Below are 23,499 nucleotides of genomic sequence, written 5' to 3' on the forward strand. Positions count from 1 at the left end.
AGCCGGACGGATCCCGGGCCGGACGAGTTGCCAGGGCCGGCGGCGACCCGGGATCCGTGACAGGCGTCGCGAAGGAGGCTGACCCGAGCCCCGGTCAGCCCTTGATGTACGGCTTGCCGTCGGCGGCCGGTGCCCGAACCCGGCCGACCAGCCCGGCCACGGCCAGAATCGTCGCCAGGTAGGGCAGCATGGCCAGGAACTGGCCAGGAATCACACTGTTGATCGCGCCGAGGTAGGTGGCCAACTGGTCGGCGAAGCCGAAGAAGAGCGCGGCGAGCAGCGCACCGGTCGGGCTCCACCGGCCGAAGATCAGTGCCGCCAGGGCGATGAAGCCCTTGCCACCGATCATGTTCTTGGTGAACGAGAAGAGCGCCAGCGTGTAGGAGGCGCCACCGATGCCGGCGACGGCACCGGCCATGATCACGTTGCGGTAGCGCAGGCCCAGCACCCGCACCCCCAGGGTGTCGGCCGCCGTCGGGTGCTCACCGACCGAGCGGGTCCGCAGGCCCCACCGGGTACGGAACAGCGCGATGTGGATCACGAGCACCAGGAGCAGGGCCAGGTAGAGGAAGATGTTGCCTCGGAACAGCGCCGGCCCGAGCAGCGGGATGTCCGACAGCAGCGGGATCTCCCAGTTGCTGAAGCGCGGTGCGCTGTTGTAGCGGGCAGCGTCGGTCTGCATCAGCCGCTCGTAGAGGAAGCCGGTGATGCCGACCGCCAGCAGGTTCAGCACGATGCCCATGACCACCTGGTCGACCAGGTAGCGGATGCTGAACACGGCGAGCAGCAGCGAGATGAGTGAGCCACCGATGGCGGCGGCGAGCAGACCCACCCAGACGTTGCCGGAGATGCTGCCGAAGAGCGCGCCGCTGAAGGCGCCCATCAGCAGTTGCCCCTCGATGGCGACGTTCACCACGCCGGAGCGCTCGCACAACACACCGGCCAGCGAGCCGAAGATCAGCGGCAGGGCGAGCAGGAAGGTACCCCGCACGATGTTGACCAGCGGCATGAAGTTCTGCCCGGTCGGCGCGGCGGAGACCTGCCAGCACAGGAACGACAGCACGAACGCGACCAGGCCGACGGCGAGCACCGGCACGAACCAGCGTTTCGGCAGGCCGGCGAGCATCGAGCCGCCGGCGGCGAGCGCGATCAGGCCGAAGACGATCGCACCGACGGTGCCCTTGACCTCCAGCGCGGCGCCCGCGGCGTCCTCGCTGAGCGTGAAGCGGGCCTGCTCGCCGGTGGCGAGCGCACCGAACAAGACGGCGGCCAGCAGGCCGAGGGCCAGCAGCACCAGCCCGACCTTGCGGTTACGGGTCCAGAAGCCCTCGTCGACCGCCGCGACCGCGACGTCGGGAACAGCCGTGGTGGACATGCCTCACCAGCCCTTCGCGAGGCTCGTCTGCAACCGGGCGGTGCGCGCGGCCCGGAGCTGGAAGATCGCCTTTACCAGTGCCGGCGCGGCGATGAAGATGACGATCAGGGCCTGGAGGACGGTGACCAACTCCAGTGAGATCCCCGAGTACGACTGCATCCGGTTGCCGCCGGCCTGCAACGCACCGAACAGCAGCGCGGCCAGCGCCACCCCCCACGGTTTCACCCGGCCGAGCAGGGCGACCAGGATGCCGTCGAAGCCGATCTGGGCCACCACCAGCGGGGTCAGGGCCGCGGCGGTGGTGCCGAGCACCATCTGCGAGCCGCCGAGACCGGCCAGCGCCCCGGCGAAGACCATGACCAGGACGTACGTCCGGGTGACGCTGATACCGGCGGTGCGGGCGGCGTCCGGGTTGGCGCCCACCGCCCGCAGCTCGAAGCCGAGCGTGGAGCGGTTGAGCAGCCAGGCGACGGCCCAGGTGGCCAGCACGGCCAGGATGATGCCGGCGTGGGCGCGTAGTCCGTCGCCGAAGAGTCGAGGCAGTTGGGCGGAGGCGTCCACCGGCCGGCTGATCGCGTCGGTGCGGCTCGGGTCCTGCACCCCGTTCTGCACGATCAGCCAGGTGAGGAAGTAGACCGCGATGTAGTTGAGCATGATCGTGTTGATCACCTCGTGGGCGCCGGTCCGCGCCTTCAGGATGCCCGGGATGAAACCCCAGATCGCCCCGCCGAGCGCACCGGCCAGGACGGCGACCAGCAGGTGCAGGCCGGGCGGCAGCGGCAGCAGGAAGCCGGCCAGCGCGGCCAGGATGACACCCATCGTCGCCTGACCCTGCGCACCGATGTTGAACAGGCCGCCACGGAAGGCCAGCGCCACCGACAGACCGGTGAAGACCAGCGGTGCCGTGTAGGTGAGCGTCTCCGAGATCGGGCTCAACGCCGCGTTGACGGTGGTCGCGGCCGGATCGAAGACCGACCCCTTGAACAGGTTCGCGTACGCCTCACTGACCAGCGTCCAACTGGCGTTTATCGCGTCCGACGGGCGGGCGGTGATGTAGCCGTAGGTGGCCAGCACCTCCGGATCGGAGATGATCATCAGGACGGCGCCCACGACCATCGCCAGGACCAGCGAGAGCAGGGTCACGGTGAAGGTGTTGGCGGCCCAGAGATTCTCCAGGAAGAGCCGCCCCAGCGTGGGGCGCGGCCCGGGCCCGCCGGGGGTGGTGGCCGCCTCGGCGCGTTCGGTGTTGCCGAGCGCGGTCCGGCCGGCCTGCTCCTCACTCGCCGGTTCCTTGTCCGGGGATCCCGGCTGCGCCGAGTTCGGGTCACTCATGGCGGGACTCCGCTTCGCTCCGTGCCGCCACGAGGCCGCCGTGCCTGGTGTTTCGCTCGCTCATCGGTTCTTCTCGTCCTCGCTGCCGGGGCCCTCGGCGGCCGGCGCCACGCCGTCGGTGGTGGCCGCGACGTCGCGATCGGTGGTCGCCGGAGTGCCCGTACCGGAAACCGCGTCCGCATCGGTGGTGGCGGCCGGGTCCGAGTCGACGGTCGCCGTCGGTCCGGCCTCGGCGCCGGACCCGACGTCGGGGGAGCCACCCTGCTGGTCCGGGGTGATGCCGGCCATCAGCAGGCCGATCTCCTCGCGGGCAGTGTCCGGGCCGACCACGCCGATGATCCGTCCGCGGTACATCACCGCGATCCGGTCGGCCAGCCCGATCACCTCGTCGAGTTCGCTGGAGACCACCAGCACGGCGGTGCCGGCGTCGCGTTCGTGGACGACCCGGCTGTGGATGAACTCGATCGAGCCGACGTCCACCCCCCGGGTGGGCTGGGCTGCGATGAACAGCTTCAGCGGCCGGGACAGCTCCCGAGCCACGATCACTTTCTGCTGGTTACCGCCGGAAAGGGTGCCGACCGGCGCCTCTGCCGACGAGGTGCGTACGTCGAACTGCTCGATCCGTTCCCGCGCGGCCCTGCCGATCTCGTCCGGCCGCAGCGACAGCCCCCGGCCGAAGGGCGGCCGGTCGTACACGTCCAGCACCAGGTTCTCTGCGACGGTGAACTCCTTGACCAGACCGTCGACGCTGCGGTCCTCCGGCACGTAGCCGACGCCCGCCCGGAGCACCTTCTTGGTCGACCAGCCGTCGATCCGCTGCCCGTCGAGGGTGATCGTGCCGGCGAGCACCGGGCGCAGGCCCATGATCGCCTCGATCAGTTCGGTCTGTCCGTTGCCCTGCACACCCGCGACGCCGAGCACCTCGCCCGCGCGTACGGTCAGGTCGACGCCGTCCACCGCCCGCACCTGACGGTCGTCGTCGACGACCAGGTTGGCGAGTTCCAGGACCGGCTCGCCCGGGGTGGCCGGAGCCTTGTCCACGGTGAGCCGGACGGTACGGCCGACCATCAGCGCGGCCAGCTCGTCCCGGCTGGCCTCGGGCGAGGCGGTGCCCACGGTCTTGCCGCGCCGGATCACCGTGATCCGGTCGGCGATCGCCTTGACCTCGCCGAGCTTGTGGGTGATGAAGACGATCGACTTGCCGGCGGCCTTGAGTGACCGCATCACCGTCAGCAGTTCCTCGGTCTCCTGTGGGGTGAGCACGGCGGTGGGCTCGTCCAGGATGAGCAGGTCGACGTCCCGGGTGAGCGCCTTGACGATCTCCACCCGCTGCTGGATGCCGACCGGCAGATCCTCGATCACCGCGTCCGGGTCGACCCGCAGGTTGTACCGCTCGGAGACCTCGGCGACCTCGCGCCGGGCACGGCGCCGGTCCAGGAACCCGGCGATCCCGCCACGCACCTGCTCGGCGCCGAGCATGATGTTCTCGGTGACGGTGAAGACGGGCACCAGCATGAAGTGCTGGTGCACCATGCCGATGCCGGCCGCGATGGCGTCGGAGGGGCCGCGCAGCTTCAGTGGCTTGCCGTCGACCAGGATCTCACCCTCGTCGGGCTGGTAGAGCCCGTACAGCACGTTCATCAGGGTCGACTTGCCCGCGCCGTTCTCGCCGAGCAGGGCGTGGATCTCTCCAGGCTCCACCGTCAGGTCGATGTGGTCGTTGGCGACCAGATCACCGAACCGCTTGGTGATGCCGCGCAGTTCGAGTCTCAGCGCAACCTCCTGGAGTGCGAAGCGATGGTGCAGCGTAGCTGCTGGCGAGCGGGCGCGGCGTCGGCCGGACCGGTGGCGCGGACCGGCCGCTGCGGCACGACGGGTCTCCCCCGCGCCGCAGCGGCCGGATCAGGTGTGCTCTGCTCCGCCGGCCGCCCCTGGTGATCGTCTCACCGGGGGCGGCCGGCGACGGGTCACTTCGGCTGCGCGGCCGACTCGACCTTGACGGTGCCGGCGGCGATGTCCGCCTTCAACTTGTCGACCTCGGCCTTCAGCTCGGCCGGGACCTTGTCGTCGAACTCGTGGTACGGGGCCAGCGAGACGCCGTCGTTGGCCAGGGTGCCGATGAAGCCCGGGTCCGCCTGGAGCTGCTCGCCACCGGCGGCCTTGAGCACGGCCTCCTTGACCGCGCCCGGGATGTTCTTCACCACGGTGGTGATGATCGCCGGGCAGTTCGGGGTGCTCTCGCAGCCGTCGACGTCCACCCAGATGGTGTTGTACTTCCCGCCGGAGGCCTGGGCCGCGCCGGTGGTGCCGAGGCCGGCGCCGCCGGCCACCGGCATGATGATGTCCGCGCCCTGGGCGACCAGCGCGTCGCTGACCTTCTTGCCCTCGTCCTGCTTGACGAAGTCGTTGGTGAAGGAGCCGTTCTGGGTCTCCTTGTTCCACCCGAGGACCTGGACGTTCTTGCCCTTGGCCTCGTTGTAGTAGGCGACCCCGTCGGCGTAGCCGTCCATGAAGATGGTCACCGGCGGAATCTTCAGGCCGCCGTAGGTGCCCACCTTGCCGCTCTCGCTCATGCCGGCGGCGACGTAGCCGGCGAGGAAGGCGGCCTGGGCGGTGTCGAACTGCATCGGGTAGACGTTGGCGACCGCCGGGTCGGCGTCGACGATGCCGAACTGCTGGTCCGGGTTCGCCTCGGCGATCTTCTTGGTCGCGTCGCCCATCAGGCCACCGACGGCCAGGATGAAGTCGCAGTCCTGGTTGACGTACTGGGTGAGGTTCGGCTCGTAGTCCGCCTCGGCCTTGGACGCGACGTACTTGATCTCGATGTTGTCGTTCTCCGCCTTGGCGTCCTCCAGGCCCTGCCAGGCCGAGGCGTTGAACGACTTGTCGTCGATGCCGCCGACGTCGGTGACCATACAGGCGCTGTACGCCTCGCCGCCGGAGCCGGCGTTGTTGTCCTCATCCGGAGCCTCGCCACAGGCGGCGGCGCTCAGTACGAGCCCACCCGCCGCGATGATCGAGGCGATCCGCATCCCACGCACCGAGCGCAAGACGTCTCCTTCCCATTGCACACCGCGTGGTACGCGGTGGCAGCCCTTGAGCCGGCCTGCGCCTTGCCGCCGGCGTCCCACGTTACGGGAGCAGAGCGTACGCCCGCGCCCACCTGCCGACCGCCAATCGTGCAGGACTGTTGGAGCCCTGTTACCCCTACGTAATGCTCGGGTGGGGCACATCACTCACCAGTGCCGGCAGGCGGGCCCGCACCTGCCGGAAAAGTCCCATTTTGCTGGCGCCGCCCCGTCGCCGCGACTATCGCCAGAAGACCGCCACGGCGGCGTTGACCAGGGTCAATCCCACGATGGCGAGAAAGTGCCCCCGGTTGACCACGTCCCGCTTACGGGAGAAGAAGACCATGACGAAGATCAGCAGAGCGAGCACCAGCTTCGTCACAAGCTTCGCGGGGGCCGGCTCGTCGCCGTCGCGCAGCGGGGCACTCAGGCCGATGCCGGTCAGCAGGCCGATCACCGACCCCCACAGCATGGCCGCGTTGATCCGGATATTGCCGCTGAGGTACTGGGTCAGCGCGCCACCGAGCAGCAACGCGAACCCGATCAGGTGGACGTAGAGGAGGATGAGTCGAAGTGCTTCCACCCGACCCATCCTGCCCTATCAACGACCGTTTGTAGTAGAGGCATCCCGGTGCATCCGGGAGGCCACCAGCACCAGCGCCAGCCCGACCACCGCGTAGCCGGCCAGCACGGCGATCGGGCGACCGGCGCCGGCGCCGTCGAAGAACGCCACCGAGCGCAGCAGGGTGCCACCGGCACCCACCGGCAGCCACTGGCCGAGCGCGCCCCACGGCTGCGGCAACAGTTCCGGCGCGGCGCCGACCGCGGAGAGCGGATTGCCGAGCAGGAAGACCAGCAGCGCACCCAGCCCGATGCCGGGTCGCCCGAGGAGGGCACCGAGTCCGGCCACGATGGCCGACGCGGCCAGGGCGAACAAGCCGATGGCGGCACCCTCGGCGAGCCAGTCCCCGGCGATGACGCCCAGCCAGCCGTGCAGGACGGTCACGCCGACCAGGCCCGCCAGCAGGCCGGTCGCCACCAGCCCGACCAGGCGCGCCAGGCCGCCGGCGACCAGCAGGACCAGCAACGCACCGGCGAGCAGGCTCGTCATCGCCAGCGGCAGGAAGCCGGCGGCGAACCCGGCACCCCGCGGATCGTCGGTGGTGGTCGGCACCACCTCGACCACGGTGACCGGATGCCCTTCGCCCAACTGGCCGACCGCCTCGGCGAGCAGGGCGGCAACCGTGGGACTGGCGGCCGAGGCGGTGTGCAGGGCGAGGCCGTCGGTTCCGATCACGAACGCGCCGTAGATCTCCCGATCCCGTAGCGCCCGGTCGGCCGCCTCCGCGTCAGGCAACGTGGTCACCGAGAAGGCACCGGGCCGCGCGGCAGCCAGCCGCCCGGTCAGCTCCGCCACGGCCGGCGCCGGGCCGGCGACGGCGACCGGCAGGTCGCGCGGAGCCAGGTTCGCCGCCGGAGCCGCGAACAGGGGTACGAGCAGCGCCTGCCCGATGACCGCGAGTGCGGCGACAAGGACGGCGAGCAGCAGGGGTGACCGGTTCCGGGTCGGCATGACTGCACTCTCCTAAAACGAACACTCGTTCTTTTATGACGTCAGCCTCCGCCCGCCGCTCGATTCCTGTCAAGAACGAACGCTCGTTCTACGATGTAACCCGTGCCACGTGTCTCGGAGGAACACCTCGCCGCCCGCCGCCGCCAGATCGTCGACGCGGCTCGCCGTTGCTTCCTGCGGGAGGGTTTCCACCGCACGACGATGCAGGACGTGATCGCCGAGGCAGGACTCTCGGTCGGCGCGGTCTACCGCTACTTCCCGAGCAAGGCGTCCCTGATCAGCGCCATCGCCGAGGAGACGATCGGCGGTGCCGAGCAGGTCCTCGACGAGTTGGCCCGGCAGGATCCGCCGCTACCCCTGGACAAGGCGCTGGAGTACGCGCTGGCGTACATGGCGGAGCAGGCCGGCGACGAGGGGGTGCTGCGGATCGCGATCCAGGTGTGGGGAGAGGCGCAACGGGACCCGGCACTTGGCGAGTTCGCGGCGAGCAGGTACACCAAACTTCGCGGGTACTTCGAGGTGCTGGCCAGAAGGGCCCAGGAAGCCGGCGAACTGCCCGCCGACGCCGACCCGGCGGCCGTGGCCGCGGCCCTGTTCGGCCTCTTGCCGGGCTGGTTCCTGCAACGTATCATCACCGGCGGCCCGGACGTGGCGACCTATCTCTGCGGCGTCCGCGTCCTGTTCGGCCGGCAGCGCTGACCACCACCGTCGGGGCGGGCGGGCGTGGTTGACACGCCCGCCCGCTGACAGCGCCCACCCGCGCCCCGCCCGGTCAGCCCTTCGTGCCGCCGGCGGTCAGGCCGGAGACCAGATGCTTCTGGGCGAAGAAGAAGACCAGCCCGGCCGGCACGGTGACCAGCACGGCAGCGGCGGTCAGGTACTCCCACTGCGGATTGAACTGCGGCACGAACTGCTGGAGCCCGTACGCGAGGGTGAACTTGTTGTCGGTCTGGATGAAGGCCGACGCGTACGCGACCTCGCCCCACGCGGTGAGGAAGGTGTAGAAGGCGGTGACCGCCACGGCCGGGCGGGCCAGCGGCAGCACCACCCGCCAGAAGGTGGCGAAGGGGCCGCACCCGTCCAGCGCCGCCGCCTCGTCCAGCGAGGTCGGGATGGAGTCGAAGTAACCCTTCAACATCCAGGCGCAGAACGGCACCGCGATGGTCAGGTACGCGATGATCAGCGCGGGCATCGTGTTGATCAACCCCAGGCGGGCCATGATCGTGTAGATCGGCACGATCAGGATGGCCACCGGGAACATCTGGGTGACCAGGAAGACCATCATCAGCGGCCGGCGGCCCGGGAAGTTGAACCGGGACACCGCGTACCCGGTGGTGGCCGACAGGAAGATGCCGATACCCATGGTGAAGGCCGCGACGATCACCGAGTTCAGGAACCACCTGGGGAAGTTCGTCTCGGTCAACACGTAGGCGTAGTTGGCGAGCGTGGTGTCCCGGAACAGGGTCAGCTCGCTGCTCTGGATCGCGTACCCGGGCTTCAGCGAGGAGAGCAGCACCCAGACGATCGGGCCGATCGCGATCACCGAGGCCACCAGCAGCGTGCCGTGCAGCAGGACGGACCGCGCCGGGCTGCGCCGGCTACGCGCGGGCCGCTTAACCCGACTCATCACCACACCTCGCCTTGCTTGCGTAGCGCTCGGCGGTAGAACACCGAGAACACCAGCAGGATGGACAGGATCAGTACGCCGTAGGTCGAGGCCAGCGAATAGTTGCGGATGCCCTCGAAGGCGGCCCGGTAGGCACCGGTCACCAGGATCTCGCTCTGCCCGGCCGGCTGCCCCTCGGTCACCAGGAAGATGATCGGGAACATGTTGAACGTCCAGATGGTGCCGAGCAGGATCACCGTCATGCTGACCGGCCGCAGGCCGGGCAGGGTGATGTTCTTGAACCGCTGCCAGGCGGAGGCGCCGTCGATCTCGGCCGCCTCGTACAGCTCCGACGGAATGGTCTGCATGCCACCGAGCAGCGCCACCATCATGAACGGCACACCGAGCCAGATGTTGGTGACGATGGCGGTGAGCAGCGCCGTCCACCGGTCGGCGAACCACGAGACCGGGTCGATGCCGACCGCGGAGAGCAGCGCGTTGGCCAGGCCGAAGCGCTCGTTGAAGATGAACTTCCAGGCGAACGCGCTGACGAAGGCGGGCACCGCCCAGGGCAGTACGAGCAGCACCCGGTAGAGGCTCCGGAACCGCATCGGGCGGTTGAGCATGGTGGCCAGGCCGAGGCCGAGGCCGAAGTGAAAGGCCACGCAGACGAAGGTCCAGATCAGCGTGGTGCCGGTCCACTGCCAGAACTCTCCGACCTCACCGGTGAGCACCCGGACGTAGTTGTCGAGGCCGACGAACTCCCACCTGTTGGGGTTCTCGGCACAGACCTCACTGCCGGTGATCGACTTGGTGCAGATCTCGGCGACCTGGTTCGCTTCGTTCAGGTTGGTGAAGGACAGCCAGATCCCGCGAAACAGCGGGTAGAAGATCAGAACTGCCAGGACGATGACGACGGGCAGCACCATCGCCCAGGCGTACCAGTGCTTGTCCCAGCTGCGGCGCAGCCGGGACGGACGAGCGGATCGGCCGGACGGCGTCGAAGGCGGCGCCGGTTCGGCTGTCACGGTGGTCATCAGCTGCGCTCCATGATGGGAGGCCCGGCAGGGCCCCGTGACCGGGGACGGTCACGCGACCCTGCCGGGTGCCGAGAGGTCACCGGCTCAGAGCCGGCGGTGAGGTCAGTTCTCGTAGGAGGGGACGACCTCGGCCTTGTACTTCTTGGCGACGGTGTCCAGCGCGGCCTTCGGGTCCTTGTTCTGGATCAGAACCTCGGTGGCCATCTGGTCGAGCGGGCCGAAGAACTGACCGGCCTCGGGGATCCACGGGCGACCCACACCGGCCTCCACGACCGGCTGGAACGCGGCGACGACGGGGTTGTTCTTGACCGCGTCGAGCTCGTACGCCGAGGTGCGGGTCGGCAGCAGGCCCAGCTTCTCCGACAGGAAGGCCTGCGACTCGGCGGAGCTCATGAACTTGACGAACGCGACGGCGGCGTCGACCTTCTCCTGCGGCATGCCGGACCAGATCACGTAGTTGTGGCCGCCGACCGGGCCACCGGCCTTGGCCGAGCCACCCGGCACCGGTGCGATGCCCAGGTTCTCCAGGCCGCCGAAGTCCGGGGCCTGCTGGACGTTGTTGACCTCCCACGGGCCGTTGATGATCATGGCGACCTTCTTCTCCTTGAAGAGGGTCATCATGGTGCCGTAGGCGTCGTTGGCGGACGGCTTGACCGCCGCGCCGCTGTCGATCAGGTCCTTGGCGATCGCCAGTCCGGCCGCGTTCTGCTCCGAGTCGATGACGATCTTCTTGCTCGCGGTGTCGACCAGATCGCCGCCCTCGCCGTACATGAAGGGCAGCAGGAAGTAGCCGGCCGGGTTGATGTAGACGCCCTCGGCGTCGGTCTTCTCCTGGACGGTCTGCGCCGCGGTCTTCAGCTCGGCCCAGGTCTTCGGGGGCGCGCTGATGCCGGCCTCGCTCAGCAGCTCCTTGTTGTACATCAGCGCGAGGCTGTCGGTGACCTGGGGAACGCCGTAGGTCTTGCCGTCGAACTTGTTGGAGGCGAGCGGGGTCTCCAGGAAGTCCGACTCGTCGGCGAGCAGCTCGGAGCCGTCCAGCGCGTAGAGGTAGCCCAGCGAGGCGAATTCGGGCACCCAGGCGACCTCGGCCCGCAGGATGTCCGGTGCACCGGAATTCGCCTGTGCGGCGGTCTTGAACTTGTTCTGCGCCTCGCCGAACGGGACCGACTGGTAGTTGATCTTCACGTTCGGGTAGGTCTGGTTGAACTTGGCGATCAGTTCCTGGAACGCCGGACCCTCGTTCTTCGGATCCGACGTGTCCCACCAGGTCAGTTCTGCGGTGAGGGAAGCGGGGTCGACCGCCGGCTGCTCCTCGGCCGCCTGGTCGTCCTCCCCGCCGCACGCGGCGACGGAGAGGGCGAGAGTGGCGGTGGCGAGTACGGCGATCCCCCTGGCTGTGCGGCGCATGTTCGCTCCTAAATTGCCTGCCGGGTAACGGCGGGGACAGTAGCAAGAACTTTCGAAACTAGAAACCCCTTGCGAACGCCCCGGCAACAACCGTGCCCCATCCGCAATGTCGACCGTTGCCAAGTGTTGCCATCTGGGCATTTTGCCCCCGAGTGGGGTGACCGAACTCCCTTTCAGCGTCACCGTAAGCACATCCCGGGCGCACTCAACGTTCCGACAAGAGTCCGCCCCGGGCAGGTGCCGTGGGAACGCTCCCGATGGCTGCTGCTCGATTCTGCAAGTTCTTGCCGACCAATGCGCAAGAACTTGGCGGTGAGCTACAGTGCCGCCATGCGCGCTCGCCTGTCCGACATCGCCCAGCAGGCCGACGTCAGCGAGGCCACGGTGTCGCGGGTGCTCAACGACCGCCCCGGCGTGGCACCCGAGACTCGGCAGGCTGTCCTGACCGCCCTCGACGTGCTCGGGTACGAGCGTCCCGCGCGGCTGCGCAAGCGCAGCGCCGGACTGGTCGGCCTGGTGGTCCCGGAGCTGGACAATCCGATTTTCCCGGCGTTCGCCCAGATCATCGAGTCGGCCCTGGCTCCCACCGGCTACACCCCGGTGCTGTGCACCCAGACCCCCGGCGGCGTACGCGAGGACGAGTACGTCGAGATGCTGCTGGACCGGCAGGTCTCCGGGATCGTGTTCGTCTCCGGTCTGCACGCCGACACCGCCGCCGACCACGACCGGTACCGCACCCTGCTCGCCCGCCCGCTGCCGATCGTGATGATCAACGGGTACGCGCCGGGCATCCCGGCACCCTTCGTCTCCTGTGACGACCGGGAGGCCGCCGAGCTGGCCGTGGCCCACCTGGTGGCCCTGGGCCACCGACGGATCGGCCTGATCACCGGCCCGGACCGCTTCGTGCCGGTGCAGCGCAAGGTCAGCGGCTACAAGGCGGCGATGGAGCGCCTCGCCGGCGTCGACGCCGGCGAGCTGGCCGAGCTGACCGAGCTGTCGCTGTTCGGCGTCGAGGGCGGCGAGGCGGCGGCCGGTCGGCTGATCGAGCGCGGCGCCACCGGGATCGTCTGCGGTTCGGACCTGATGGCGCTCGGCGCCATCCGGGCCGCCCGACAGCGGGGCATGTCCGTACCGGGGGACCTCTCGGTGGTCGGCTACGACGACTCGCCGCTGATGGCCTTCACCGATCCGCCGCTCACCACCATGCGGCAACCGGTGGCCGCGATGGCGGTCGCGGCGGTACGGGCACTGGTCGACGAGATCAACGGACACGGCGCCCCGCATTCGGAGTACCTGTTCCGGCCGGAGCTGGTGGTGCGCGGGTCGACCGCCGTGGCGCAGCAGGACGACCCGTCCGCAGCGGGCGGCCCGCGGCAGCGACCGGCATCGTCCGCGCTGGCAGTTCCGGCGTGAGTGGCCCGGCGTGACGTAGCTCGCGCTGGAGCTGCTGCCAGGCCTTCTTGCGCAAGAAATGCTTGACTCTTGCAGAGTCGGCGCGGCATTCTGCTCAGACACCCGTGCGTCCCCACCTCGCCAACGCCGGGTAGCCGCCGTACCGCGCCACAGAACGGGGAACACCCGATGACCGTCAGCATCCCCTCGCCGCTGACCGCCGACGCCGACTGGTGGCGATCCGCCGTCGTCTACCAGGTCTACGTCCGCAGCTTCGCCGACTCCGACGGCGACGGCATCGGAGACCTCCAGGGCATCCGGGCACGCCTGCCCTACCTGCGCGAGCTGGGCGTCGACGCGCTCTGGCTGACCCCGTTCTACACCTCGCCCATGGTCGACGGCGGCTACGACGTCGCCGACTACCGCGACGTCGACCCGATGTTCGGCAACCTCGCCGACTTCGAGGCGATGATCACCGACGCCCACGCGCTCGGCCTGCGGATCATCGTCGACATCGTGCCGAACCACACCTCCGACAAGCACCCCTGGTTCACCGCGGCGCTGGCCGCCGCCCCCGGCTCGCCCGAACGGGCGCGCTACCTCTTCGCCGACGGCAAGGGCGACGACGGCGCGCAGCCGCCGAACGACTGGGAGAGCATCTTCGGCGGCCCGGCCTGGACCCGGGTTCCCGACGGCCAGTGGTACCTGCACCTGTTCGACCCCGCCCAACCCGACCTGAACTGGCGGCACCCCGAGGTACGCAGCGAGTTCGAGGACATCCTCCGCTTCTGGCTGGACCGGGGCGTCGACGGCTTCCGGATCGACGTGGCCCACGGCATGATCAAGGCCGCCGGGCTGCCGGACGTCGGTTTCAACTCGATGACCACCGGCCGGCGCCAGTCCGAGCTGCTCGGCAAGGGCCGGCTGCCCTACTTCGACCAGGACGAGGTGCACGACATCTACCGCGCCTGGCGACCCATCCTGGACAGCTATCCGGGTGGTCGGATGGCCGTCGCCGAAGCGTGGGCCGAGACACCGCAGCGACTGGCCCGCTACATCGGCCCGGACGAACTGCACCAGGCGTTCAGCTTCGACTTCCTCGACGCCACCTGGTCGGCCGACTCGTTCCGCAAGGTGATCGACACCGCGCTGGCCGAGTCCACGATCGTCGGCGCACCGACCACCTGGGTGCTGTCCAACCACGACCGGCAGCGGCACGTCACCCGCTACGGCGACGGCGAGGTGGGGCTGCGTCGGGCCCGGGCCGCCGCGCTGCTGATGCTCGCCCTGCCCGGCTGCGCCTACCTGTACCAGGGTGAGGAACTGGGCCTGCCCGAGGTGCTCGACCTGCCCGACGAGCTGCGTCAGGATCCGGCCTTCCTGCGCACCGGCGAGAGCCGGGACGGCTGCCGGGTGCCGATCCCGTGGAGCGGCGAGCTGGCACCGTACGGCTTCGGGCCGGCCGGCAGCGACCTGAGCTGGTTGCCGGCCCCGACGACCTGGCGGGCCCTCTCGGTGGCCGCACAGACCGGCACCCCCGGCTCCACCCTGGAGCTGTACCGGGCGGCGCTGCGGATCCGCCACACCCATCCGGCGCTGGCCGGCCTCGGCGGCATCACCTGGCTGGAGACCGGCCCGGGAGTGCTCGCCTTCCAGCGCGAGGCCGGTGACACCGTGCTGACCTGCGTGGTGAACATCAGCGACGCACCGGTGGTGATCGACGGGTACGGCACGCCGCTGGTCGCCAGCAGCACCCTCACCGAACGCGACGGCGGCCACCTGCTGCCGGTCGACGCGGCGGTCTGGTTCGAGCGGCGCCTGAACGGGTAGCCCGCCATCGACTCGGCCGTCCGGCGTGCGACGCGCCGCCGGGCGGCTGGGCACGACCCCTTGTGGTGGGGGGTGCGACGGTGCCGGCGCAGCCGGGGTGATCCCCCGGGGCGCCGGCACCCGGTCCTTTCGACCGCCGACGGGCCGGGTCAACCGCCGGTGAGCTGGGCGGCGATCCGAGCGAACCCGGCACGCAGCTCGGCCACGTCCGGCGCCGGCAGCGGGCCCGCCGCCCGGTCGTGCTCGGCCGCCTCCAGTTCCTTCTCGTCGATGGTGTCCTCGTAGTCGCCGTAGAGGTCGGCCTGGTCCACCCGGGCCACCTCGTCCTGCGCGGCGAGCTGCGCGGCGGCGATCTCGCCCCGGATCTGCTCCACCGACACCGCTGGCACCAGCGGTTCCACCACCGCCATCAGCTGTTCCTCGGCGACCACCGCCTCGGCCAACGCCAACGCGTGCGGTCGCTCGTACGGGCCGCACACCACCGGCTCCCACTCGTCGGCGTCACCGAGGGGAGCGAACGTGATGATCCACGGCAGCTCCAGCATCGGCGAATCGGCCGGCAGGTCCAACGTCACGAGTGCCCCCACGCGCCCATCATCGTCGGTGTTCCGGCAGGTGGGGGTGAGTTCGGCGGAAGGTACGACCGCCGGGAGCAGCGACTCAACCCGCCCCGCCCGGTGTACCGGGATCGGAGTCCACGTCCAGGTCGACAGGTGGGCGCCGGCCGGCCAGGTCCACCGTCCGTCCGCGCCGGCTCGTCGCCGCCAGCGCCGCGCCGAAGAGCACCAGTTGGTTGAGCAGGTAGAGGTAGACCAGCAGCCCGACGGCGGTGGCGACCACCGTGTACGCCGGGTTGTGTTCGACCCGCCCCACCCAGAACCGACCGACGGTGTTGAGCAGGGTGATGCCGACCGCGACGATCAGCACCACCGGCCGCAGCCGGGACCGGCTCATCCGCACCCGAGGGACCGCGACCAGCAGCAGCGTGGCCAGTACCGCGTTGACCAGCACGCTGAGCAGCGCACTGACCGTGGTGAGCGCGAACGAGCCGGTGCTGCGCAGCAGGAACCGCAGCAGCGTCTCCAGCGCGTCCACGGCCGCCACCGAGAGGCCGAGCAGCACGAAGACGACCACCAGCACACCCAGGTCGACCAGGCGGCGCACGACCAGGTTGCCCGGATGCTGGTTGAGCCCGTGGATCAGCCGCTGCGAGGAACGGATCGCCTCCACCCACCCGATTCCGGTCAACACCAGGATCAGCAGACCGACCACCCCGGCGGTGCCGCTGCTGTCAGCCACCTGGGCCGGATCGAGAAACGGCAGGTTCTCGCCGAGGAACTCCTCCGCTGCCGCGCTCACCTCGTCGTTGTCCTCCAGGATCGCGCCGAAGATCGCGTACGCGACCAGGGCCAGCGCGAAGACCGCGAAGAAGCCGTAGTAGGCGATGGCGGCGGCCAGCCGGCCGCCCTGAAGATCGGTGTAGAGCACCCCGGCACGCCACAGGTGACCGAAGGCCGGGGAACGGCGGCGCGCGGCGGTCAGCCGGCGGTCGACGGCCGCCTCGACCCGACCCAGAACGTTCACGTCGTCATCCTCACCGATCCGTCGTCGCCGTGTCAGAGGTACCCGACGTGCCGGCCGGGGCGGTCAGCCACCCAGTCGGAAGTCCCGGCGTGGCTGCCACCGCGCCTGCCCGCTGTGCGAGAAGAGCGTGAAGTGGTCCACCTCGAACATCGCGGAGAAGTCCGCCAGGTCCTCGTACGCCTTGTCCAGCGCCTCCGGCGCGACGTCCTGGGCGACCGTCACGTGCGGATGGTAGGGAAAACGAAGCTCCCGGCGTAGCTGCGGGGCGGAATTGATCGCGGCGGCGAGCAGTTCGCATTCGCTGATGCCGGCGGCGACCGCGACGAAGACCACCTGGGTCACCGGCCGGAAGGTGCCCGTACCGCGCAGGTGCAGGCTGAACGGCAGATGGGCGGCGGCGACCCGGGCCAGGTGCCGCTCCACCGCCGGCAACGCGGTCACCGGAATCTCCGTCGGCCCGAGCAGGGTGACGTGAGCCGGCACCGCGTTCGGGTCACCGGCCTCCAGCCGACGTCTTGTCAGCAGGCCGCCCCACGGCTCCGGAATGTCGACCGCGATGCCGATCTGGACACTGTCGCCGACCGCCGGCGCTCCGGTCCCCTGATCCACGCTGCACGCCACCCCTCCGGCCACCGGCCCCTGCCCGCACCACCACCCTCGCTCGGGCGGTCACTCACCGCGCACCGGGGGGAAGAAACCCACCCGCTCGTACGCGGTACGCAACGTCGGCGCCGCCACCGCACGGGCCTTCTCCGCGCCAGCGGCGAGGAGCTTGTCCAACTGGGCGGGATCGTCGAGATACGAACGGGTGCGCTCCTGGATGGGGCTGACGAACTCCCGGACCACCTCGGCGAGATCTTTCTTCAGGTCCCCGTAGCCCTTACCGTCGTAGGCCGCGACCAGGTCGTCGATGCTCCGACCGCTCAACGCCGAGAAAATGGTGAGCAGGTTGGAGATCCCCGGTTTGGTCGTCTCGTCGAAGACGATCTCCCGGCCGGTGTCGGTCACCGCCGACCGGATCTTCTTCGCCGAACGCGCCGGGTCCTCGAGCAGGTCGACGATGCCACCCGGCGACGAGGACGACTTCGACATCTTCGCGGTCGGATCCTGCAGATCGGTGATCTTCGCGGTGGCCTTGACGATGTGCGGCGCCGGGACCGTGAAGGTCCGGCCGAACAGCGAATTGAACCGCTGCGCCAGGTCCCGGGAGAGCTCCAGGTGCTGGCGCTGGTCCTCACCGACCGGTACGGCGTTGGCCTGGTAGAGCAGGATGTCGGCGGCCTGCAGGATCGGGTAGGTGAACAGGCCGACGCTGGACCGCTCGTTGCCCTGCTTCTGCGACTTGTCCTTGAACTGGGTCATCCGGCTGGCCTCGCCGAACCCGGTGAGGCAGCCGAGCACCCAGGCCAGCTGGGCGTGCTCGGGCACCTGGGACTGCACGAACAGGGTGCAGCGTTCCGGGTCCAGACCGACCGCGAGCAACTGCGCGGCGGCCACCCGGGAACGCTGGTGCAGCACCTTCGGGTCGTGCCCGGCCGTGATGGCGTGCAGGTCGACCACGCAGTAGAACGCGTCGTGCGACTCCTGCAACGCCACCCAGTGCCGCACCGCGCCGAGATAGTTGCCGAGATGGAACGAGTCGGCGGTCGGCTGGATGCCGGAGAAGACGCGGGGGCGGACGGGAACGTCGGACATGCCGGCAATTCTGTCAGCTAGCCCGGCGTACGTCATGACGGGCCGGCGGGTCGCGCCGGGTCGGCGGCCGAGAGCACCTCGCGCCGCTGCTCGGGCAGGCGCCCGGCGGTGACCGCCAGCCGGGCCACCCGCCTACCTTCCAGGGTCAGCACCCGCAGCAGCCAGCCACCGCCCGGCGTCCCCGTCGATTCGGCGGGGACCGGCACCTCGTCGCCCGGCGCCGGCAGCCGCCCCAGCGCGGCCATCACGAACCCGCCCACCGTCTCGTACGGCCCCGGCGGAAGGGACACCCCGGTGCGTTCGGCGAAGTCGGCGAGATTGAGTCGACCGTCCACCATCGCCGGCAGCCCGGTGTACCCGGGCTCGGGGGTGTCCGCGTACTCGTCGTGGATCTCACCGACCAGTTCCTCGATCAGGTCCTCGCAGGTGACGATGCCGGCGGTGCCCCCGTACTCGTCGACCACCACCGCCAGGTGATGCCCCTCCCGTCGCATCTCCGTCAACGCGGCGAGCACCCGTTTGCTGGCCGGCAGCCGCTTGACCTCCCGGGCCAGCTGACCGACCGTGGTCCCCGGTTCCCGGTCCGGGCCGAGCAGCAGGTCACGCAGGTGCACGACGCCGACCACGTCGTCATGGGTGCCGTCGACCACCGGATAGCGGGTGTGCGGACCGGCCCGTACCAGCGGCTCCGCCTCGACGACCGGCAGCGTCGCGGAGAGGAACACCACCTCGGTACGGGGCATCATCACCTCACGCACCAGGCTGGCACCGGCCGCCAGCACGTCGTCGATGATGCGCCGCTCCACGGGATCGAGGACCGTGTTGACGGCGACCAGATCCCGCAGTTCCGCCTCACTTATCCGCTCCCGGCCGGCGGTCGGGCCGGCACCCAGCAGGTCGGTGACGAGCCGCAGGGCACCGTCGGCGGCCCGGACCACGACCCGGGCGACCGCTCGAGCCAACGGTCCCGGCTGGCGGCGGTGCAGGTCGTGGCCACGCCGTCGGGGTATGCGCCGACGCGAGGCCCGCATGGGAGTGATGGTAACCAGCCCAGGGCCGTAGGGTGACCACCACGAGGCCGCGACCGTGCCGGCCAGGCGGGAGGACCAGACGTGAAACTGCTCGTCACCGGCGGGGCCGGTTTCATCGGCAGCGTGGTGACCCGGATGCTGCTCGACGCCGGACACGAGGTGGTCGTGCTCGACGATCTGCGCACCGGCCATCGGGGCGCCCTGGCTCCCGACGCCACCCACATCGAGGCCGGCATCCACGACGCGGGCACGGTACTCACCCCGCGGGCCGGCTTCGACGGCGTACTGCACTTCGCCGCGTTGATCGCCGCCGGCGAGTCGATGGTCGCCCCCGAGCGGTACTGGCACAACAACACCGTCGGCACGCTGGCGCTCATCGACGCGGTGCGGACCGCCGGCGTACCACGGCTGGTATTCTCCTCGACCGCCGCCGTCTACGGCAACCCCACCGAGCTGCCGATCCCGGAGACCGCCGTCAAGGCACCCACCAACACGTACGGGGCGACGAAGCTCGCCGCCGACATGATGCTCACCGCCGAGGCGATCGGGCACGGCCTGGCCGCCGTGTCGCTGCGCTACTTCAACGTCGCCGGTGCCCACCTCGACGGTGACGTCGTCCTCGGCGAACGGCACGACCCCGAGACCCACCTCATCCCGATCGCCCTGGAGGTGGCCGCCGGCCGGCGGGACAAGCTGCAACTCTTCGGCGACGACTACCCCACCGTCGACGGCACCTGCGTCCGCGACTACATCCACGTATCCGACCTGGCCCGGGCCCACCTGCTCGCCCTGGACGCGGCCACCAGCGGCCAGCACCGCATCTACAACCTCGGCAACGGCAACGGCTTCACCAACCGGCAGGTAGTCGAGGTCGTCCGCGAGGTCACCGGGCACCCGGTGCCGGTCGAGGTGGCACCGCGCCGCGAGGGCGACCCGGCCGAGCTGGTCGCCTCCTCCGCCCTGGCTCGCGCCGAGCTGGGCTGGGAGCCGCGCAAGCCCACCCTGCGCGACATCGTGACCGACGCCTGGGCCTTCTACCAGGCACAGGTCCTGGACCGCCGGTGAACAGTCGCTCCGACACGGTGGCCGACCGCGCCACCGACTGCTTCCAGCACGCGTACGGCCAGGCACCCGCCGGCCGCTGGGCGGCTCCCGGCCGGGTCAACCTGATCGGTGAGCACACCGACTACAACGACGGGTTCGTGCTGCCGTTCGCGCTGCCGCTGCGTACCGTCGTCGCGGCCACGCCCCAGCCGACCGGCAGCTGGACGGTCTGCTCCGAGCTGACCGGCGACGCGGTCAGCTTCGGCACCGACGAGGTGACCCACCCCGGTCGGGTGACCGGTTGGGCGGCGTACGTGGCCGGGGTGGTGTGGGCGCTGCGGGAGGCTGGCCACGCCGTGCCTGGTGCCCGGCTGGCCGTCGCCTCGGACGTGCCGCTCGGCGCGGGACTCTCCTCCTCCGCCGCGCTGGAGGCCGCCGTGCTCGCCGCGCTCGTCGACCTGGGCGGGCTGGACCTGCCGGCCGCGCAGCAGCCCCGGCTGGCCCAGCGCGCCGAGAACCAGTACGTCGGCGCGCCCACCGGCATCATGGACCAGTCGGCGGTGATCCGCTGCCGCGCCGGACACGCCCTCTTCCTCGACTGCCGTACGGAACGGGTCGAACACATCCCTTTCGACCTCGACGGCGCGGGCCTCGCGGTCCTGGTGATCGACAGCCGCGCCCCGCACCGGCACGCCGACGGCGAGTACGCGGCCCGCCGCGCCAGCTGCGAGAAGGCGGCCGGCCTGCTCGGCGTACCCGCCCTGCGTGACGTGCCGTCCGCCGGTCTCGACGAGACGCTGGCCCGGCTGCCCGACGAGGAGACCCGCCGCCGGGTCCGCCACGTGGTCACCGAGGACCAGCGCGTGCTCGACACCGTCGCGCTGCTGCGCGCCGGGCAGGTCCGGCGGATCGGGCCGCTGCTCACCGCCTCGCACGCCTCCATGCGGGACGACTTCGCCATCACCGTCCCCGAGGTGGACCTCGCGGTCGAGGCCGCGCTGGCCGCCGGGGCGCTCGGTGCCCGGATGACCGGTGGTGGCTTCGGCGGCTGCGTGCTGGCCCTGGTCGAGGCGGACCAGTCCGATCGTGTCGGCGCCGCCGTCGCCGCCGCCTACGCCGACCGTGCCTTCACCGCACCGACCCTCACCACCGCCACCCCCGCCCCAGGCGCCACCCGCCTGGACTGACCCCACCGTCGACCAAGAAGTTCTGGTCGGGACCGCGTTGGATCCCGACCAGAACTTCTTGGTCGACCAGGGAGTGCCGGGTGGGTCAGGGGGTTTCGACGATCATGCCGGCGCCGACCGTGCGGTTGGTGGCCTCGTCGATGATGATGAACCCGCCGGTGGTGCGGTTGCGGCGGTACTCGTCGGCCAGCAGCGGGATGGTGGTCCGCAGCCGGACCCGCCCGATCTCGTTGAGCCCCAGCTCGGTCGCCGACTCGTCGCGATGCAGGGAGTTGATGTCGAGGCGGTAGTGCAGGCCCCGGACGATGGCCCGCGCCGCACGGGTCGTGTGCTTGATCGAGTACTTGCCGCCGACCTGCAACGGACGGGTCTCATCCATCCAGCAGACCATCGCCTCGATGTCCTGGGCCACCGCCGGCGCGTTGTTCGGCCGGCAGATCATGTCACCACGCGAGATGTCGATCTCGTTCTCCAGGCGTACCGTCACCGACATCGGCGGGAACGCCTCCGCGACCGGCCCGTCGGCGGTCTCCACCGCGGCGATCCTGCTGGTGAAGCCCGAGGGCAGCACCATCACCTCGTCACCCGGCTTGAGCACCCCCGAGGCCACCTGACCGGCGTAGCCCCGGTAGTCGGTCACCGTGGTCGACTGAGGGCGGATCACGTACTGCACCGGGAAGCGGACGTCGACCAGGTTACGGTCGCTGGCGATGTGCACCCGCTCCAGGTGATGCAGCAATGCCGGGCCCTCGTACCAGGGCATGTTCTCCGAACGGCTGACGATGTTGTCGCCCCGCAACGCGGAGATCGGCACCACCGTCAGATCCGGCACGTCCAGCTTCGCGGCGAACGCGGTGAACTCGTCGGCGATCCGCTCGAAGACCTCCTGCGAGAAGTCGACCAGATCCATCTTGTTGACGCAGAGCACCAGGTGCGGCACCCGCAACAGCGAGCAGAGGAAGGCATGCCGGCGGGACTGCTCGACCAGACCCTTGCGGGCATCCACCAGGATCAACGCCAGGTCGGCGGTGGAGGCCCCGGTGACCATGTTCCGGGTGTACTGGATGTGCCCGGGGGTGTCGGCGATGATGAACTTGCGCCGGGGCGTGGCGAAGTAGCGGTACGCCACGTCGATCGTGATGCCCTGCTCTCGTTCCGCCCGCAACCCGTCGGTGAGCAGCGCCAGGTTGGTGTACTCGTCACCGCGGGCCGCGCTGACCGCCTCCACCGCCGCCAACTGGTCGGTGAACAGCGACTTCGTGTCGTAGAGCAGCCGACCGATCAGGGTCGACTTACCGTCGTCGACACTGCCGGCCGTGGCGAAGCGCAGCAGGTCCATCGGCCGGCCCTCGGCGACCGCAGCGGTGGCCAGAGTCTCGGTGCTCATCAGAAGTAGCCCTCCCGCTTGCGGTCCTCCATCGCGGCCTCGCTGACCCGGTCGTCACCCCGGGTCGCGCCCCGCTCGGTGATCCGGGTCGCGGCGACCTCGTCGATGACCTTCTCGACCGTGTCCGCGTCGGAACGCACCGCCGCCGTGCAGGAGGCGTCGCCGACCGTGCGGTACCGCACCCGGGCCTTGAACCGATCCTCACCGGCCCGCGCCGGCAGGAACTCGTTCACCGCGTAGAGCATCCCGTCCCGCTCGACCACCTCGCGGTCGTGCGCGTAGTAGATCGACGGCAACTCGATCCGCTCCCGGGCGATGTAGTGCCACACGTCCAACTCGGTCCAGTTGGACAGCGGAAACACCCGGATCGACTCGCCCGGATGATGCCGACCGTTGTAGAGCGCCCACAGCTCCGGCCGCTGGTTCTTCGGATCCCACTGGCCGAACTCGTCCCGGAAGCTGAACATCCGTTCCTTCGCCCGAGCCTTCTCCTCGTCCCGCCGTGCCCCACCGAACAGGGCATTGAAACGGTGCTTCTCCACCGCCTCCAGCAGCACCGGCGTCTGGATCCGGTTACGCGTGCCGTCCGCCGGCTCCCGGACCAGACCGCTGGCCAGCGCCTCCGGCACACTGGCCACCACCAGCTGCAGGCCCAGCTCGGCGACCCGCCGGTCGCGGTAGTCGAGCACCTCCGGGAAGTTGTGACCCGTGTCGACGTGCATCACCGGGAACGGAATGTGACCCGGTGCGAACGCCTTCTGCGCCAGCCGGAGCATGACGATCGAGTCCTTGCCACCGGAGAAGAGCAGCACCGGCCGCTCCAACTCGGCGACCACCTCGCGCATCACGAAGATGCTCTCCGCCTCCAGCGCGTCGAGATGGGTGACCTGGTAGGCAGCACTGGTCATGACACCGGCTCGATTCGCTCGGTCATCCGCTTTCCAGACC

The 23,499-nt window shown here is 70.1% G+C and carries 21 protein-coding genes; 5 read left to right on the forward strand and 16 right to left on the reverse strand.

The annotated features are described in order from the left end of the window. Positions 1-94: 94 nt before the first annotated feature. The 6 genes from O3597_RS21425 to O3597_RS21450 all read right to left on the reverse strand — a co-directional run bounded on the left by O3597_RS21425 (position 95) and on the right by O3597_RS21450 (position 7,348). Positions 95-1,375 (reverse strand): ABC transporter permease, encoded by a 1,281-nt coding sequence (locus O3597_RS21425; protein ID WP_164446169.1) that lies wholly within the window; start codon positions 1,373-1,375, stop codon positions 95-97. Positions 1,376-1,378: 3 nt separating this feature from the next. After that, entirely contained in the window at positions 1,379-2,707 is a 1,329-nt protein-coding gene (locus O3597_RS21430) for an ABC transporter permease (protein ID WP_281602209.1), read from the reverse strand. Between the two features lie 60 nt (positions 2,708-2,767). Then, positions 2,768-4,513, reverse strand: a complete 1,746-nt coding sequence (locus tag O3597_RS21435; protein WP_281604604.1) for an ABC transporter ATP-binding protein — start codon at positions 4,511-4,513, stop codon at positions 2,768-2,770. Between the two features lie 161 nt (positions 4,514-4,674). Next, complete coding sequence (locus O3597_RS21440; RefSeq protein WP_164446745.1) at positions 4,675-5,739, reverse strand: BMP family ABC transporter substrate-binding protein; 1,065 nt, start codon at positions 5,737-5,739, stop codon at positions 4,675-4,677. A 277-nt stretch (positions 5,740-6,016) separates the two neighbouring features. Next, complete coding sequence (locus O3597_RS21445; protein ID WP_164446171.1) at positions 6,017-6,358, reverse strand: hypothetical protein; 342 nt, start codon at positions 6,356-6,358, stop codon at positions 6,017-6,019. An 18-nt stretch (positions 6,359-6,376) separates the two neighbouring features. Continuing rightward, positions 6,377-7,348 carry a hypothetical protein gene (locus O3597_RS21450; protein WP_281602210.1) on the reverse strand — a complete coding sequence of 324 codons (972 nt, stop codon included), beginning with the start codon at positions 7,346-7,348 and terminating at the stop codon, positions 6,377-6,379. Positions 7,349-7,450: 102 nt separating this feature from the next. On the opposite strand from O3597_RS21450, the gene O3597_RS21455 reads away from it, so the two are divergent. Beyond that, positions 7,451-8,047 (forward strand): TetR/AcrR family transcriptional regulator, encoded by a 597-nt coding sequence (locus O3597_RS21455; RefSeq protein ID WP_216592687.1) that lies wholly within the window; start codon positions 7,451-7,453, stop codon positions 8,045-8,047. A 73-nt stretch (positions 8,048-8,120) separates the two neighbouring features. Here the strand turns inward: O3597_RS21455 and O3597_RS21460 are convergent, their stop codons facing one another. The 3 genes from O3597_RS21460 to O3597_RS21470 form a co-directional block, all read right to left on the reverse strand. Next, positions 8,121-8,975, reverse strand: coding sequence for a sugar ABC transporter permease (locus tag O3597_RS21460; protein WP_348650298.1), 855 nt, complete (start codon positions 8,973-8,975; stop codon positions 8,121-8,123). Then, positions 8,975-9,991, reverse strand: a complete 1,017-nt coding sequence (locus tag O3597_RS21465; RefSeq protein WP_164446174.1) for a sugar ABC transporter permease — start codon at positions 9,989-9,991, stop codon at positions 8,975-8,977. The genes O3597_RS21460 and O3597_RS21465 overlap by 1 nt, the downstream gene beginning before the upstream one ends. Positions 9,992-10,096: 105 nt before the next feature. Next, positions 10,097-11,401 carry an extracellular solute-binding protein gene (locus O3597_RS21470; protein WP_164446175.1) on the reverse strand — a complete coding sequence of 435 codons (1,305 nt, stop codon included), beginning with the start codon at positions 11,399-11,401 and terminating at the stop codon, positions 10,097-10,099. 330 nt (positions 11,402-11,731) lie between these two features. Here O3597_RS21470 and O3597_RS21475 point away from each other — a divergent pair, with 330 nt between their 5' ends. Both O3597_RS21475 and O3597_RS21480 read left to right on the forward strand, forming a co-directional pair. Next, the gene (locus tag O3597_RS21475; RefSeq protein WP_281602211.1) at positions 11,732-12,814 is read left to right on the forward strand and encodes a LacI family DNA-binding transcriptional regulator; all 1,083 of its coding nucleotides are present in this window, start codon (positions 11,732-11,734) and stop codon (positions 12,812-12,814) included. Positions 12,815-12,982: 168 nt separating this feature from the next. After that, on the forward strand, positions 12,983-14,623 hold the full coding sequence (locus O3597_RS21480) for a glycoside hydrolase family 13 protein (RefSeq protein ID WP_164446177.1): 1,641 nt from the start codon (positions 12,983-12,985) through the stop codon (positions 14,621-14,623). A 149-nt stretch (positions 14,624-14,772) separates the two neighbouring features. Here O3597_RS21480 and O3597_RS21485 read toward each other — a convergent pair whose 3' ends face one another. From O3597_RS21485 to O3597_RS21505, 5 genes are all read right to left on the reverse strand, one after another. After that, positions 14,773-15,210 carry a hypothetical protein gene (locus O3597_RS21485; protein ID WP_281602212.1) on the reverse strand — a complete coding sequence of 146 codons (438 nt, stop codon included), beginning with the start codon at positions 15,208-15,210 and terminating at the stop codon, positions 14,773-14,775. A 73-nt stretch (positions 15,211-15,283) separates the two neighbouring features. Further along, on the reverse strand, positions 15,284-16,207 hold the full coding sequence (locus O3597_RS21490) for a YhjD/YihY/BrkB family envelope integrity protein (protein WP_164446179.1): 924 nt from the start codon (positions 16,205-16,207) through the stop codon (positions 15,284-15,286). Positions 16,208-16,270: 63 nt separating this feature from the next. Continuing rightward, positions 16,271-16,840 carry a 2'-5' RNA ligase family protein gene (locus O3597_RS21495; RefSeq protein ID WP_164446180.1) on the reverse strand — a complete coding sequence of 190 codons (570 nt, stop codon included), beginning with the start codon at positions 16,838-16,840 and terminating at the stop codon, positions 16,271-16,273. A gap of 36 nt (positions 16,841-16,876) precedes the next feature. Beyond that, entirely contained in the window at positions 16,877-17,902 is a 1,026-nt protein-coding gene (trpS, locus tag O3597_RS21500; protein ID WP_164446181.1) for a tryptophan--tRNA ligase, read from the reverse strand. A gap of 32 nt (positions 17,903-17,934) precedes the next feature. Then, positions 17,935-18,933, reverse strand: coding sequence for a hemolysin family protein (locus O3597_RS21505; RefSeq protein WP_281602213.1), 999 nt, complete (start codon positions 18,931-18,933; stop codon positions 17,935-17,937). An 81-nt stretch (positions 18,934-19,014) separates the two neighbouring features. Here O3597_RS21505 and galE point away from each other — a divergent pair, with 81 nt between their 5' ends. Then, the gene (gene galE, locus O3597_RS21510) at positions 19,015-19,998 is read left to right on the forward strand and encodes a UDP-glucose 4-epimerase GalE (protein ID WP_281602214.1); all 984 of its coding nucleotides are present in this window, start codon (positions 19,015-19,017) and stop codon (positions 19,996-19,998) included. Then, entirely contained in the window at positions 19,995-21,164 is a 1,170-nt protein-coding gene (gene galK / locus O3597_RS21515) for a galactokinase (protein ID WP_281602215.1), read from the forward strand. Before galE ends, galK begins: the two co-directional genes overlap by 4 nt. Before the next feature lie 85 nt (positions 21,165-21,249). Here galK and cysN read toward each other — a convergent pair whose 3' ends face one another. Beyond that, positions 21,250-22,551: a sulfate adenylyltransferase subunit CysN gene (cysN, locus tag O3597_RS21520; protein WP_164446184.1), complete on the reverse strand. Its 1,302-nt coding sequence runs from the start codon at positions 22,549-22,551 to the stop codon at positions 21,250-21,252. Further along, entirely contained in the window at positions 22,551-23,459 is a 909-nt protein-coding gene (gene cysD / locus O3597_RS21525) for a sulfate adenylyltransferase subunit CysD (protein ID WP_164446185.1), read from the reverse strand. The genes cysN and cysD overlap by 1 nt, the downstream gene beginning before the upstream one ends. Between the last annotated feature and the right edge of the window lie 40 nt (positions 23,460-23,499).

Origin of the sequence: Verrucosispora sp. WMMA2044 (assembly GCF_027497155.1) — a bacterium.
GTDB lineage: Bacteria > Actinomycetota > Actinomycetes > Mycobacteriales > Micromonosporaceae > Micromonospora > Micromonospora palythoicola.